We start from the raw sequence: 13,969 nt of genomic DNA, 5'->3' as shown, positions 1-13,969 counted from the left end.
TTTGAAAATTATAAAAAAAGAGAATACCTTTATCAATACTGGTTATTATCACTTGATTCAGTAACTGGACTTCCCGCTGTTCTTTGTTTAATCATACTCAGGAAATTTTCCACTGTCTTTGCCAGATATCTTTCTTTGGACCAAATAACACCCACCGTAGATGTTAAATCTTTTTCTTGAAGCTGATAACTGTATAATTGGTGTGTATCATATGTCTTTACAACTGATTCCGGTACAACAGTGACCCCAAATCCCTGCTTTACCAATTGAAGTAATAGCTTGATGTCTGAGCATTCGCTTTTCACTAACGGTTTTATGTGCAGCCTTGAGAATTCACTGACAATCATTTTGTAGATTCCCAATCCTTCATTGCTTGGTAGAATTAATGGTTTTTTACTAATGCTTTTTAAAGAAACGATTGTTTCAGAGCTCTCTATTTTTTCATTTGTTAAATAAACAAATGGCTCTGTTTTAATGGGCAGTATATTCACCTCATGAGACTCAATTGGAAAGATGACATATCCAATGTCAAGCAGCCCCTCCTTAATCATTTTCGTCAATTCCACTGAATTCCCTTGATAAACGGTGTAATAAACATTAGGATATTTTTGATGAAAGTCATTTAGATAACCTGCTAATTGATAATCAGAAAATGTATTTACTCCAATGCGGAGATTACCACTTAATCCTTCCACCATTTCTTTCGTTTCAGTTATCATTTCTTCAAATACTCTAATGATATCCACTGCTTTTTGATAGAGAGAGGCTCCTGCCTGAGTTAATTCAAGAGTGTTTCCTTTCCTATTAAAAAGGACAACTTCTAATTCATCTTCCATTCTCTTTAATTGTTGACTGAGCGGCGGCTGAGCCATATGCAATCGTTTTGCCGCTCTAGTAATTTGTTTTTCTTCTGCAATGGCTACAAAATAGCGTAACTGTTTTATATCCATATCCTGTCCTCATTTCCGTTATATCAAAAAGATATACTTATCATACAAAATAAATATTTTTCATATATTACACACAATGATAGCATGGGAAGGTAGCTTTTTAAAAAGGAGAACGACACATCATGGAAAAATTATTTAAATTGGATGCGCACGGTACTACCATAAAACGTGAAATCCTCGCTGGCTTTATTTCTTTTATCACCATTGTTTATATCGTAATTGTCAATTCCAAAATCCTATCAGAAGCCGGAATACCATATGACGCAGCTATGATCGGAACTATACTTACCTGTGTATTCGGTTGCATGATTATGGGACTTTGGAGTAATACTCCCATCATCGTCGTCCCGGGCATGGGAATTAACGCAATGTTCACATATACAATTGTTATCAATGGTAACTATAGCTGGCAGGAAGCACTTGGAATTGTTTTTCTTTCAGGTGTGCTTTTCATGCTTATTGCGTTCACACCGTTAGCTAAAAAAATTACTGAAGCAATCCCGCATTCCTTAAAAGCAGGAATTACAGTTGGGATTGGAATTTTATTAATGTTTATAGGGTTTGAGCAAAGCGGAATTATCGTTTCCTCACCTGAAACTATTGTTGCTCTTGGTGACTTAACAAATGCGGAAACCTTGTTAACCATTCTTGGTCTTATAATTACCTTTATTCTATTTACTCGTAATATTCCTGGAAATCTCCTAATCAGTGTCGCTATCATCACCATCCTGGCCATCTTTCTTGGAGTGGTAAACCTTGATGGGTTTGAATGGACTCAACCATCATTTAACTCGTATGGAGAAGTTTTTGGAGCCATGTCATTTACCAATATCTTCTCAATCGGTTTTCTGTTAACTTCTTTTTCAATGGCCATGGTTGTAACCTTTGAAAATATTGGTTTAATTCATGCGCATACCGCATCAATTAAGCAACCAGAAAAAAATAATAAAGCACTTAAAGCGAATGCTATATCTGTCCTGACATGCGGTATATTTGGATCTAGCCCAACTGTTGCCACTGTCGAAACAGCTGCTGGAATTACAGCAGGCGGACGTACCGGTTTAACTGCAGTGACTACAGGTTTGTTTTTTTTAGCTTCATTGTTTTTATTACCTATAATTAAAATCATTCCAAATGCAGCTATATCCCCTATTTTGATTTTAATTGGGGCATTAATGATTCAAAATATCGCAGAAATCGATTTAAATGACTTAACTGAAAGCTTCCCTGCTTTATTGGTAATTGTTTTAATACCATTGACATTCAGCATTGCCAACGGAATGGCTATTGGTTTCATAGCTTATCCATTAATTAAGCTATTTATAGGGAAAAAGCGCGATGTTTCAGTACCACTTTATATTATCGCTCTTTTATTTACGCTCAATTTTGTCTTTCAATATACTTCGATATAACAAAAAAACCGGACAGGTGTGAGATGGCTGTCCGGTTTTTTAATGTTAATTAAATTTTGAACGTTGGATAACTAAAATATGCGGTGGGACAGAACGAAAAAAGGCCAATTTACAATTAACATGTAAATTGGCCTTCGTTTATTCCGGAAAGTATGGATTTAAATGAATGAGCACTTCTTCAATATGGTCAAATTTCTCCTTTAGAGAGTTCTTAATCTCTCTTGATAGGTCATGACCTTCTTTAATTGTTTTATCTTGATCAATTGAGATACGAATATCCATTATTATGTAGTGACCGTGTTCTCTTGCCCTTATTCGGTCAATACGTCTGACTTCATCAAAACTAAGGATAACAGCCTCAAATTGCTCCATCATTTCCGGCTGTACATTGCGTTCGATTAGAATATGGAAGGCTTCTGTCAGCATTTCCCTTGCAATTTTGAAAATCAAATAGGCTACAAATATACTTGCCACTTTATCCCCATACAAGAGAAAGGTGATTCCTAATTTATCCCCAAGATAAGATAAAAGTATACCTATTGCTGCAGCCAATGATGCCACTATATCCGCCTGATGATCATATGCTACCGCTTCAATCGCTTTACTGTTTACCCGTTTACCGACATTCATGGAATAACGGAATAAGCATTCTTTCGCTACATAAGAAAATAAAGCAATCCAGAAGGCAATCATACTTGGGGTTTCAATAGGATGGAAAAATCCCGCTACACCTTCATACACAATATAAAGGGATACTAATAATAACAAGATTCCAATTACCCCGGAAACAATTACTTCAGCTTTGCCATGTCCGTATGGATGCTCAAGATCCGCAGGTTTATTTGAAACTTTAAGTACCAATAATACGATAACCGCTGCAAAAACATCTGCTGCTGAGTGTATCCCATCCGCGAATAAGGCATCACTGCTTGCGATTATTCCGATTACGATTTTTCCAACCGTAAGAATTATATTGCTCCAAATACTAATCCAGGCTACCCTTTTTGCCATTGACTCTCTAAGTTCCAAAATAATTCACCCCATACTTTTACACCTTTATGAAATAGTCCATACATTAGTGCAGAAAAATGTTATATCACTTTTTTATCGAACTGTACAGAACATGTTACCAAACAAATCAATTATGAACACAAAACAATATTTTATCTTTTTCACGAAAGAGACTCAACATATTTAGCTTACCCCAAAAAAAGAGATAGCTTTTGCTATCTTCAAAAGTATCTCTTTTTCCAAAATATTATAGTTGTAATGGATGATAACAATAGGGCAACACAAATAACACCTATAAACGCATACGGGTTATTTTGAAATGGTAAATTAACGTTCATCCCATATATACTTGCTACAATGGTCGGGAATGATAAAATAATTGTAATGGAAGTTAAAAATTTCATTACGATATTCAGGTTATTAGAAATAACTGAAGCAAATGTGTTCATCATACTCGTTAAAATGGAATGATACGTCTCAGCCATCTCAATCGCCTGGGTGTTTTCAATAATGACATCTTCTAAAAGATCCTTATCCTCTTCATACATTTTCAAATGATTCAACCGCAAAAGTTTTTGCAATACGATTTTATTGGATTTTAGCGATGTCGTAAAATACACCAAACTCTTTTCTAATGAAAGGAATGCATAGAGCTCTTCATTTTTCATAGATTGGTGTAATTCTTTTTCGATGTCATCTGTTTTACGATTGATTTGTTTTAAATATCTTAAGTAATAGCTAGAGATATTAAACAGTATTTGAAGAGCAAATCTTGTCTTTTTATACGTAAAAAATCCCTTCATTTTCTTACTCACAAAATCAGTAATAATGGGATTTTCAATGAGTGAGATTGTAATAAAGCATTCGTCCGTTACAATCAGACCAATTGGGAGAGTTTCATAAAGCGGGAATCCCCCATCATCATACGTAATGTATGGAAAGTCTACAATGATTAATATATGATTATCTTCTCTTTCAAGCCGAGACCTTTCTTCATCATCCAATGGGTCTTTAATGAAATCTTCCGGTATATCCAAACGATCCGAAATTAACTTGATTTCAGCTTCACTTGGCGCAACCATATTGACCCAGCACCCTTTTTTCAGTTCATCAATTTTCTGTAATTTACTATCTGTATCTGAGATATAATATTCTAACATTGATTTAACCTCCTCTCATTATGAGGAAGCAACAACTCTTTTTAATGGAATGACAATTATCTTTCCCCACCTTTTATAAAAAGCACTGTTGGTTTCCTCAGGCAAGCTCGTGTCTGGGTCACTCGAATCGTAGTTACTCAATAATTTCAACTCCTTTGAAGATAGTTTTGCCTCTTACATCTTATACCTAACATTCAAAGCTGTGCAATGGGAAATTAACTATTCATAAAAAGATTACCTTAGTCTGACTGTCATACTCCCTTTTTTTATAATAGCCTTTGCTCTTTCGTTCTCTAAAAAGACAATTAACCCCCTTACTTATCCCAACTGATTGGAAAAAGCATTTCTTACACCCTAAATAATAAAAAATAAAATCTACATAAAAACAAAGCATCCCCTTTTAATCTTAAGGGATGCTCTGATTGCGTATATCAATTACTTATTATTTCTATATTCTTTTTCTGTTCCGTCATTAAATGAAATATCTATATCAATCGCCTGATAATTATCATCTAATTCAAATGCTGAAATAACTTTGGATATAACATCATCCTGTGATGTATTAGAATCAATATCTAATTTTTTAAATATAGGATTTAAGCGGTCAACTGCATCATTACCATTTACTCGCTCATTATTTCGATCATCTTCAATCGAAGCTTCTACTCCATCGTTATCATTTTCGTAGCTAACCTCATAATCCTTATTATTTTCGTATTTCACTTCAAGATCAAAATCTCTAAAAGAATAAGCTGAATCATTTGTATTAGTACCCGTATTATTGTCTGTTGCTTGATTGTTTGCGTTGTTATTGTCTGTCGCTGTATCATTCGCATTGTTATTTTCTGTTGTTTGATTGTCATTTGCTTGATTATCTTTTTGTGCATCATCATTATTATTGCACCCTGCTGCAAATACTGTTAAAACGCACATACACATGATTAATGATAATTTCTTCATAATGTCTCCTCCTAAGTTTGTTATGTAACTGTTGTTTTAGTATTTCCCCACTTAGCTTCTAAATACACTATCTTTTCATATTTATAGTGATAATTATTTCATTATACTTACCGGGTAAAACCTATGATAAACTGCTTTTAAAGTTTAAAATGTTATATAGCGGGAGGATATATCTTGTATACATGGGTATAGAGAATTGTGGCACATAGAGCTAAAAGAGGAGGTTTATTGAATGATGTATACATATCGTAAAATAATCTTAGTGATTTGGATTATTTTCACATTGGTAATGGGATTCTTCGCTCTAAAAATGCCTGGTATTCTGCAAGGCAGCGGCTTTGAGATGGAAGAGTCCTCCTATGATAAAACAAATGAGCTATTAGAGGATCGGTTCGGCCAATCAGCCTCACCTTATATCATTTTATTTGAAAATAAGGATAATTTAGAGGAAAAGGATTTTAAACAAAAGATAAACTCAGTATTGAATGATGTGAAAAAAATCGACGGGTTTAGCTCAGTAGAATCCCCCTTAGAAAATGATTCACAATATAAAAAGGAGATTGCCTATGCCTATATCTCTTTTGACGAAGACACACAAGAACCTGCAGATTATATTAAAGCTTTAAACCAAGAGATTGCTGGCCAGGATATATCCGCTTCTCTGACTGGTAGCCATGTCATTGAAGAAGATATGAGCAAAGCATCTCAAACTGATTTAAAAAATGCCGAAATGATTGGGATTCCAATCGCCATGATTGTATTGTTATTAGCTTTTGGAGGATTGGTTGCTGCTTCCATTCCCCTGATGACCGGGATTGTAGCCGTTGTATCCTCGATGGGGATTATTTATTTTATTGGTCAGAGTATTAATCTTTCCGTGTTTGTTTTAAATGTTGTTCCCATGATTGGGTTAGCAGTCAGCATTGATTTTGCCCTTCTCTACATCCATCGATTCAGAGAAGAACTGCAGCATCATGAAGTCAGTAAAGCCGTGAGCATTACAAACAAAACTGCCGGGAAAGCAATTGCTTTTTCTGGAACCTGTGTTGTTCTTGGTCTTGCAGGGATGTTTTTCATTAATATTGATATATTCCGAAGTATAGCTGTCGGCGGTATAGTCGCTGTTTTCATTTCTGTCATTTCTGCCCTTACCTTCCTGCCGGCCTTATTAGGCATTATCGGTAAAAACATTAACAAAGCTATGATTCTAAAAACTAAAGAAAACTCGGACAGTAAATGGAGAAGTTTCGCAAACTTCGTAATGAAACGCCCTATAATTATGGCCTTAGCCGCTTTACTCATTTTAATGATTGCAGCCACCCCTATTCGCAATATTGATTTAGAAATACCTAATGCTGATTCTTTGCCGGCTGACAGTCAAACAAGAATTGCATATGAAAAATTTGAAGACTCTTTCCTTCCAAGCAATCAGTCAAACGTACCGATTGTTTTAGAAACAAAAAATCAAGAGGACATATTATCAAAGGAATCCCTTGAGAACATAGAAGCATTTATAAATGAGCTTAAGGAAGATGAGCTTGTCGATCAAGTTGATTCAATATTTACGTATACAAACACAAACTCCGCTGAAGAGTTATATCAAACCTTACAATCTGATGCGGCTAGAGAAAAAATGGCTCCTGTCCTCGAAAAGCTAGTGAACGAAGATACAACCCACATAACGGTTAAACTCGATGCAGCATACAAAACCGCGAAAGCAAAAGATTGGGTTCGAGAGGCTGAGAATCAAGACATACATCCAGAGCTGACTCACACTATTGGCGGTCAGGCAAAATTCACACAAGAAATTTTTGATGAAATCCTGGAGCAGGTCCCAAAAGGTTTATTACTGATTATCGGGGCTACTTATTTGATTTTATTAGTTGCATTCCGGTCTGTACTCATTCCGGTGAAAGCTATTCTGATGAATATCCTTTCCCTTGGAGCTGCCTTTGGTATCATTGTATGGATTTTCCAGCACGGGAATTTAGGAGTTGATCCTAACCCAATTGCACTAATGATACCTATCTTAACCTTTGCAATTGTTTTTGGATTAAGTATGGATTATGAAGTTTTCTTAATCTCCCGTATCCAAGAGATTTATCTCGAAACTGGAGATAACGATAAAGCTACCCTTGAAGGCTTAACTACAACAAGCAAAATTATCACCTCGGCAGCCGCCATAATGATTGCTGTTACAGGTGCCTTTGCTTTTACAGATATTGTACCGGTAAAGCAAATCGGGGTTGGCGTGGCCTTAGCTATTTTTATAGATGCCACCCTTGTCCGTATGGTCCTTGTTCCTTCTCTAATGAAATTGCTGGGCAAATGGAATTGGTGGTTCCCTGGACAAAAAAGGGCGAAAAAAAGCAATAATTGATTGTATACCAAACTCGCATCCTCAATTGTTTTGGATTACACTTTAACTGAAGAGATTTATCAATTTGGAGGTGTTTGGCAATGAACAACCATGAAATTGATTACAAGATATACGGAGACGATATGCAATTTGTAGAAGTGGAATTAGATCCGAAAGAAACAGTCGTGGCCGAGGCCGGAAGCTTAATGATGATGGATGAGCAGATTCAAATGGAAACCATTTTCGGTGACGGTTCTTCTTCCCAATCTGGAATGATGGGCAAATTATTCAGTGCCGGAAAAAGAGTCCTGACTGGAGAAAGTTTATTTATGACCACCTTTACAAATGAAGGAACTCAAAAAAAGCATGTATCTTTTGCTTCTCCATATCCGGGAAAGATCGTTCCTTTGGATTTAAGTGAATTGGATGGAAAGGTAATCTGCCAGAAGGACTCCTTTTTAGCAGCTGCGAAGGGTGTATCAGTAGGTATAGAATTCCAGAAAAAAATTGGGGCTGGCTTTTTTGGCGGTGAGGGATTTATCATGCAAAAACTCGAGGGTGATGGGATGGCTTTCGTGCATGCCGGAGGGACATTACATCAAAAAGTATTAGCTCCAGGAGAAAAAATACGAGTAGATACCGGCTGTATCGTTGCAATGACCAGAAATGTCGATTACGATATTGAATTTGCCAAAGGTATTAAAACCGCGTTATTTGGCGGAGAGGGTCTGTTTTTTGCTACATTGCAGGGTCCTGGAACAGTCTGGGTTCAATCACTCCCCTTCAGCCGCCTTGCAAGCAGAGTGTTTTCCGCTATGCCGTCTAGAGGCGGGTCAAGCGATGAAGGCAGTGTAGCAAAAGGTCTTTTCGATATGTTTGGTGGAAAATAGAAGAATAGCAAATTAGTAGCCCAATAGAAAAGTCTATTGGGCTTTTTTTGTTTTATCCCCTATTCATTTGAATTATATGGTAATTTAAAGTAAAGGGAATATTTTCATAGTCTCTAATCCATAAATTGCTTCCAAAAAATACGCACTTCAATCCCTTTACAATCACGTTTTTAAGTCCTTATTTTCGGGACAACTCCTCTCCCACATAGGAGGTGTTATAACTTCCGTAATTTTACCTGTCATTATTCTTGAGCAAACCCGTTCTATAGCAATGGGTAGAGTAATCTCCATTAATTCCTTACTCTTTATCAGTATCCTTTCTTTTTTCAGTATCCTTGTTAATAGATTGAATCGTGTCTAACTTATCCCGCTTGTCGGTTTGGCTGTGAAACGATTCATATGGCTCTAAGTATAGCTATTTTAAAATCGTGTTTCTTACATTCCAGCACAATGAAGTTCGCATTTTTAATTAAATTAGGAAAGATGAAAACAGGAATAACATGTTATAATTATATTAATATAATAAATTTTCTGAAAGGTGATGCTATATGAGTATCTTGAATAAGTTTCACCATACCAACCCAACTGAAGAACTTTTATATAAAGCACTTAATGCTGATGAAAACACAGAAACGGATACAATTATTAAGCTTTTAGAAACCGCCCTGCAATCCATCTCGGGTAAAATGCCAAAGAGGGTCAGTAAAATGGTGTTTCCTGCTACAATCCTTTTGGCTGATCAATATATAAAAGTGAATAACCTGCAAAAAGCTAGAGATACATATGAAGCAGCCTTATCACTGGCTAAAACAGACATGGATAAAATGCGTGTTCATGAATCAATCGGGAAGATGAATTACTTACTTAGTGATTTTGAAAAATCAGCAAGCCATTATCTTAAGTCCCTGCACTATGCCGCTAAGTACACACCTAAAGATGCGATAAAAAATGTCCACTCCCATTTATTGCATCAACTAGGTCACGTATTACTCGATAACCATCGTTCTGTTACGGAGGAACAAAAAAAGCAAGCTGATGAGTTTCAAAAATATTTACTGAATCAACCTAACTCCTATAACTTAACAAAATTAAATTTTTATCGGGATATTGGAATGGATTGGTGGAAAGAGTTTCATCTATTTAACCAGTAACTAAGTAAGACCGCGAATGACCATTTCCGGTCTTACTTCTTTTTATATCCATATAGTAATCAGTCATTTACTTCGCATCTATCGCTAATAACCCTTATCCATTTTTATGGAATATTTTAGCTGACTGTTAAATTGAGTATAATAAGAGAACCTAGAAAAAAAGCGAAGAAAGCTGGTTGTACTCGATGATTTTATTTGAAAAGGAATTTTGGAAATTTAATATGGTTGGCATTGTAAATACAATCAACTATTATATTTTGTATTTACTTTTTAAAGAAGTGTTTCAGATGAACTATATGACTGCCCATTTACTTGGTTTTTTTATCAGTATGATTGGCTCCTTTTATCTGAATTCCTATTTTACCTATCGAACGAAACCAACTTTAAAAAAATTCCTTCAATTCCCATTAACCTATGTCGTTAATATCTTAGTGTCCACGCTTGCCATTTATATTTTAGTCCAGTTGCTTTCCATACATGATAATATAGCACCTATAATCGCTACTATTATTGCGATTCCTTTTACCTTTTTACTCTCAAAAATGATTCTTGCAAAGGATTAATTTAATTCGGGATTAAGATTTGAAAGTATTGATCAACCTTGAAATAAAAAAATCCTATAAAAGCATATCATCACTGCTTTTATAGGATTTTATTTTTAGAAAGCATTAATGGTGGTGTGTATGGATAAATTTTGTATTTCTTGTATTTGCGCCTACCAGTAACAAGGAGTGGGTACTCATTTTCCCGCTTGGTAACTTCCTGACTCCATTCAAAAACATACCGTCGGTGATTGCCGTTGCAGAAAATAAACAATCATCTGTACGAATAATTTCATCCAGCTCGAAAATTTTAGTTGGATTTTCAATACCCATTTGTACACATCGGTTATATTCTTCCTGATTCATAGGAACTAGCTGCCCCTGAAAATCTCCTCCCAGACATTTTAGTGCAGTTGCAGTGATGACACCCTCTGGAGCTCCGCCTGTACCGACAAGCATATCAATATCCATTCCATCGATTCCAGTTGCTATAGCGCCCGTTATATCAACATCAGAGAATAACTTCAACTTCGCTCCCAGTTCGAGAACCTGTGCCATTAAAGTACTATGCCTGTCGCGGTCCTGAATCATAATGGTCAATTCTCTTACATCTTTTCCAAGGGCCTTCGCAACTGATTGCATATTCTCTTTTAAGGAGGCATTTATATTAATACATCCTTTTGCATTTGGCCCAACTGCGATCTTTTTCATATACATATCAGGAGCATGAAGCATGCTTCCACTTTTCGCAGCAGCCAACACAGCCATTGAATGATTTTTCCCTTTAGACATTAACGTAGTACCTTCCACCGGATCAACAGCTATATCAATTGCCGGACCGTTCCCATTTCCCAGCATTTCATTGATATAAAGCATTGGCGCTTCATCCATTTCTCCTTCACCAATTACGACTCTTCCACACATATCGATTGTATTTAAATGATGCCTCATAGCCCTTGTCCCTGCACCATCTGCTTCAATCTTATTTCCCTTTCCTATCCAGGGATATGAAGCAATAGCTGCCTGTTGAGTAACATGTAGCAGATCTTCTGCAATTTGCTGTACGGTGTGTTTCTTACTCGCATACTTGGTGAATTCCATAATCAACTTCCTTCGTTTAATAGTAAATTTCCCTATCCATTTTAGGGTTCATTTATACAAATAAACAAGTTTATAATTTTGGTAATAAACTATGCAGCCAGATAAGCATTTTAATTAGGAAAAAACAACTTTATTTACATGTAAAGATAAGGCTGTTTTCATAACATTATTGCTAACGACTAATAAAAAAAGTAGACAGCTTTTTAACTGTCTACTAAGAAACCTGCACAATCAACTAATCCTAAAACACCTTCTAATTCCTAGAGTGGATGATGACCGTTTATGTAAACAACTTTAGCAAGATTTCTCACTCTCACAAACAAATTGCTCCAACTTCTGAATTGCTTCCACTACCCTCTCAGCTGTAACCAATCCAATTGACATTACATGAATCGACTCACCCGTAACTGTTGCTTTTTCAGCAACCTCAGCAATCAGCGCTTCCGTTATATCTTCCACACCTAAATCTGTTAAGGATAATGGAAGGCCCAACTCCTCATAAAACAGTCGAAGCTCTTCAATTTCTGTCCATTTGTCTTCCAGCACTAGCTGAACTAAAATGCCATATGCCACCTTATCACCATGCAAGGCGTGATGAGTTTCTTCAAGTACCGTTAAACCATTGTGAATCGAATGAGCGCCAGCAATTCGACCGTAATAATCACCATAGCCCCCAACCATGCCACCAAACATAATAATCGTTTCCACTACTTTGACGAAATCATCATTTACTTCCCCAGCCTTTGCAGCTTCAACAGCTCCACGGGCGAATTTTAGCAATAAATCCTTACATTCTCTTGCAGCAAAATGAGCAATTTGCAGTGGAACAGTCTTATTATCAATTACAGCCATCTGTACATCCGCTTCGTACCATTTCGCAAGAGTATCTCCAATACCGGCAATTAACATTTCTATTGGAGCATCAACTAAAATTTGCGGCTCCACTAGCACCAGACTGGTACAAACCGGATATATATCATAACGAATGAAAGCTCCGGAATCATCATATATAACGCTTAAAGGCGTCCATGGCGAACAATTAGATGCCAATGTCGGAATGAGAATGGACTGCCTTTCAGTCGCATCGCAAACCGCCTTAACAAGATCGAGTATCTTTCCGCCTCCGACACCTATTACCGCATCCAATGAATGATGCTTGACCAGCTTAGTAACCGCCTCGATTTCGGCAAATGAGCACTCGCCTCCGTACGTATATTCTTCCAATTCTACCTCTGCCATTTGCGGCCAATACGGCTTTACTGCCTCCCAGGACTTTTTCCCACGAACCACAAGAACTCTGCGGAGATTGCGTTCCAGCAGCTTAGCTTCCAATAAATCTAAAGCGTTATCTTTCAAAATATATTCACTTGGAGCACCATGAACTGAAAAAACAGTCATTTTCATCACTCATTTCTATTTGCTGTTAAAAACATTAATAAAGTGGGAAGTGTTATCTTTATATATTCTGTATGTCTAACCTTACACCCGCCATGCTCCTTCTATGGTTTTGTATTGTTTACGAATTAGTTGTTTAATCTAAGGGATATACAGCCTTAGTATTTATACATAAAACAAAGAGAGAACTGAGGACATTTTTTCTTATTATTTCATCCATTCAGGCTTGCCGAAGCCGACAAATTCTTCATCGATTATTTTTTCGAATTCATCAGATTCTACCACTGATAAAATATCCTTAGCTAGCTGTGAATCATCATTATTAGCCTTTACAGCCACTAAATTTCGATACGGATCAAGCATATTCTCAAGCGCTAATGCACTTAATAAGTCCATATCTGCAGCTAATGCGAAGTTTCCTGGTACTGCTGATAAATCTGCACTGTCAATAGATCGAGGTAGCTGTCCTGACTCTAGCGGCTGGAATTTTAAGTTTTTCTTGTTTTCGATTATGTCCTTTTCAGAAACTTTAAGGGGTTCTGCATTTTCATCTACTACAATTAATCCTTCATCTTGAAGTGTATTGAATGCGCGAGCTGCATTTACCGGATCATTCGGAATTGTAATCGTCGCTCCGTCCTTCACTTCATCCAAAGATTTATACGTGTTTGAATAAATACCCATCGGCGCAGTCGGTACTTTAATTAACCCTGTCAAATCCATGCTGTTCTCTTTTTCAAAGTTTTCCAAGTAAATAGTATGCTGAAAAAGGTTCGCATCAATATCTCCACCATCTAACGCTTTATTCGGTTGAATATAATCACTGAACTCCACCACTTCTACTTTGTATCCCAATTCTTCCAAGCCTGGCTTGATTGCTTTCGTTGCCATATCACTATAAGGACCAGAAGTAGCTCCAATTTTAATATCCTTTGACTCTGAGCTTGCATCCTCAATGCTTTCATTGCCGCTGCAAGCTGCCAATGTACCTACCACTAAGAATAAAATAAATGCTGTTAACCCCTTTTTCATGAAATA

Annotated in this window: 13 protein-coding genes; 5 read left to right on the top strand and 8 right to left on the bottom strand. The window is 36.5% G+C overall.

From position 1 onward, the window contains the following. Positions 1-32: 32 nt before the first annotated feature. A complete protein-coding gene (locus AC4G3O_RS06350) occupies positions 33-950 on the bottom strand; it encodes a LysR family transcriptional regulator (RefSeq protein ID WP_066101984.1) in 918 nt (305 codons plus the stop codon). Between the two features lie 122 nt (positions 951-1,072). Between AC4G3O_RS06350 and AC4G3O_RS06345 the strand changes: the two genes are divergently transcribed. Then, positions 1,073-2,362: an NCS2 family permease gene (locus tag AC4G3O_RS06345; protein WP_066101987.1), complete on the top strand. Its 1,290-nt coding sequence runs from the start codon at positions 1,073-1,075 to the stop codon at positions 2,360-2,362. 138 nt (positions 2,363-2,500) lie between these two features. On the opposite strand, the gene AC4G3O_RS06340 is transcribed toward AC4G3O_RS06345, so the two are convergent. The 4 genes from AC4G3O_RS06340 to AC4G3O_RS06325 all read right to left on the bottom strand — a co-directional run bounded on the left by AC4G3O_RS06340 (position 2,501) and on the right by AC4G3O_RS06325 (position 5,493). Next, the gene (locus AC4G3O_RS06340; RefSeq protein WP_262366020.1) at positions 2,501-3,394 is read right to left on the bottom strand and encodes a cation diffusion facilitator family transporter; all 894 of its coding nucleotides are present in this window, start codon (positions 3,392-3,394) and stop codon (positions 2,501-2,503) included. 200 nt (positions 3,395-3,594) lie between these two features. Continuing rightward, a complete protein-coding gene (locus AC4G3O_RS06335) occupies positions 3,595-4,533 on the bottom strand; it encodes a magnesium transporter CorA family protein (protein WP_066101990.1) in 939 nt (312 codons plus the stop codon). Between the two features lie 18 nt (positions 4,534-4,551). After that, positions 4,552-4,674 (bottom strand): hypothetical protein, encoded by a 123-nt coding sequence (locus AC4G3O_RS06330; RefSeq protein ID WP_258187980.1) that lies wholly within the window; start codon positions 4,672-4,674, stop codon positions 4,552-4,554. A gap of 294 nt (positions 4,675-4,968) precedes the next feature. Beyond that, positions 4,969-5,493, bottom strand: a complete 525-nt coding sequence (locus tag AC4G3O_RS06325; RefSeq protein WP_066101994.1) for a YusW family protein — start codon at positions 5,491-5,493, stop codon at positions 4,969-4,971. A gap of 232 nt (positions 5,494-5,725) precedes the next feature. On the opposite strand from AC4G3O_RS06325, the gene AC4G3O_RS06320 reads away from it, so the two are divergent. The 4 genes from AC4G3O_RS06320 (at position 5,726) to AC4G3O_RS06305 (ending at position 10,456) form a co-directional block, all read left to right on the top strand. Beyond that, entirely contained in the window at positions 5,726-7,873 is a 2,148-nt protein-coding gene (locus tag AC4G3O_RS06320) for an MMPL family transporter (RefSeq protein ID WP_491135978.1), read from the top strand. 80 nt (positions 7,874-7,953) lie between these two features. Beyond that, positions 7,954-8,742, top strand: a complete 789-nt coding sequence (locus tag AC4G3O_RS06315; RefSeq protein WP_066101999.1) for a TIGR00266 family protein — start codon at positions 7,954-7,956, stop codon at positions 8,740-8,742. Positions 8,743-9,290: 548 nt separating this feature from the next. Then, entirely contained in the window at positions 9,291-9,893 is a 603-nt protein-coding gene (locus AC4G3O_RS06310; protein ID WP_491135977.1) for a tetratricopeptide repeat protein, read from the top strand. A 185-nt stretch (positions 9,894-10,078) separates the two neighbouring features. Further along, the gene (locus tag AC4G3O_RS06305) at positions 10,079-10,456 is read left to right on the top strand and encodes a GtrA family protein (RefSeq protein WP_066102005.1); all 378 of its coding nucleotides are present in this window, start codon (positions 10,079-10,081) and stop codon (positions 10,454-10,456) included. A gap of 105 nt (positions 10,457-10,561) precedes the next feature. Here AC4G3O_RS06305 and glpX read toward each other — a convergent pair whose 3' ends face one another. The 3 genes from glpX to AC4G3O_RS06290 all read right to left on the bottom strand — a co-directional run bounded on the left by glpX (position 10,562) and on the right by AC4G3O_RS06290 (position 13,963). Then, positions 10,562-11,536 carry a class II fructose-bisphosphatase gene (gene glpX, locus AC4G3O_RS06300; RefSeq protein WP_066102008.1) on the bottom strand — a complete coding sequence of 325 codons (975 nt, stop codon included), beginning with the start codon at positions 11,534-11,536 and terminating at the stop codon, positions 10,562-10,564. A 294-nt stretch (positions 11,537-11,830) separates the two neighbouring features. Next, complete coding sequence (locus AC4G3O_RS06295) at positions 11,831-12,934, bottom strand: iron-containing alcohol dehydrogenase family protein (protein ID WP_140461124.1); 1,104 nt, start codon at positions 12,932-12,934, stop codon at positions 11,831-11,833. A gap of 204 nt (positions 12,935-13,138) precedes the next feature. Continuing rightward, positions 13,139-13,963: a MetQ/NlpA family ABC transporter substrate-binding protein gene (locus tag AC4G3O_RS06290; protein WP_077247973.1), complete on the bottom strand. Its 825-nt coding sequence runs from the start codon at positions 13,961-13,963 to the stop codon at positions 13,139-13,141. Positions 13,964-13,969: the final 6 nt, after the last annotated feature.

Source organism: Bacillus sp. z14 (2026) (assembly GCF_058313575.1).
This window is presented reverse-complemented; position numbering and strand designations above follow the sequence as displayed.

What these genes read in the sequence shown, in the direction of transcription:
- AC4G3O_RS06350 (WP_066101984.1), bottom strand. Translation starts at nt 950, where the DNA reads ATGGATATAAAACAGTTACGCTATTTTGTAGCCATTGCAGAAGAAAAA.
- AC4G3O_RS06345 (WP_066101987.1), top strand. Translation starts at nt 1,073, where the DNA reads ATGGAAAAATTATTTAAATTGGATGCGCACGGTACTACCATAAAACGT.
- AC4G3O_RS06335 (WP_066101990.1), bottom strand. Translation starts at nt 4,533, where the DNA reads ATGTTAGAATATTATATCTCAGATACAGATAGTAAATTACAGAAAATT.
- AC4G3O_RS06325 (WP_066101994.1), bottom strand. Translation starts at nt 5,493, where the DNA reads ATGAAGAAATTATCATTAATCATGTGTATGTGCGTTTTAACAGTATTT.
- AC4G3O_RS06320 (WP_491135978.1), top strand. Translation starts at nt 5,726, where the DNA reads ATGATGTATACATATCGTAAAATAATCTTAGTGATTTGGATTATTTTC.
- AC4G3O_RS06315 (WP_066101999.1), top strand. Translation starts at nt 7,954, where the DNA reads ATGAACAACCATGAAATTGATTACAAGATATACGGAGACGATATGCAA.
- AC4G3O_RS06310 (WP_491135977.1), top strand. Translation starts at nt 9,291, where the DNA reads ATGAGTATCTTGAATAAGTTTCACCATACCAACCCAACTGAAGAACTT.
- AC4G3O_RS06305 (WP_066102005.1), top strand. Translation starts at nt 10,079, where the DNA reads ATGATTTTATTTGAAAAGGAATTTTGGAAATTTAATATGGTTGGCATT.
- glpX (WP_066102008.1), bottom strand. Translation starts at nt 11,536, where the DNA reads ATGGAATTCACCAAGTATGCGAGTAAGAAACACACCGTACAGCAAATT.
- AC4G3O_RS06295 (WP_140461124.1), bottom strand. Translation starts at nt 12,934, where the DNA reads ATGACTGTTTTTTCAGTTCATGGTGCTCCAAGTGAATATATTTTGAAA.
- AC4G3O_RS06290 (WP_077247973.1), bottom strand. Translation starts at nt 13,963, where the DNA reads ATGAAAAAGGGGTTAACAGCATTTATTTTATTCTTAGTGGTAGGTACA.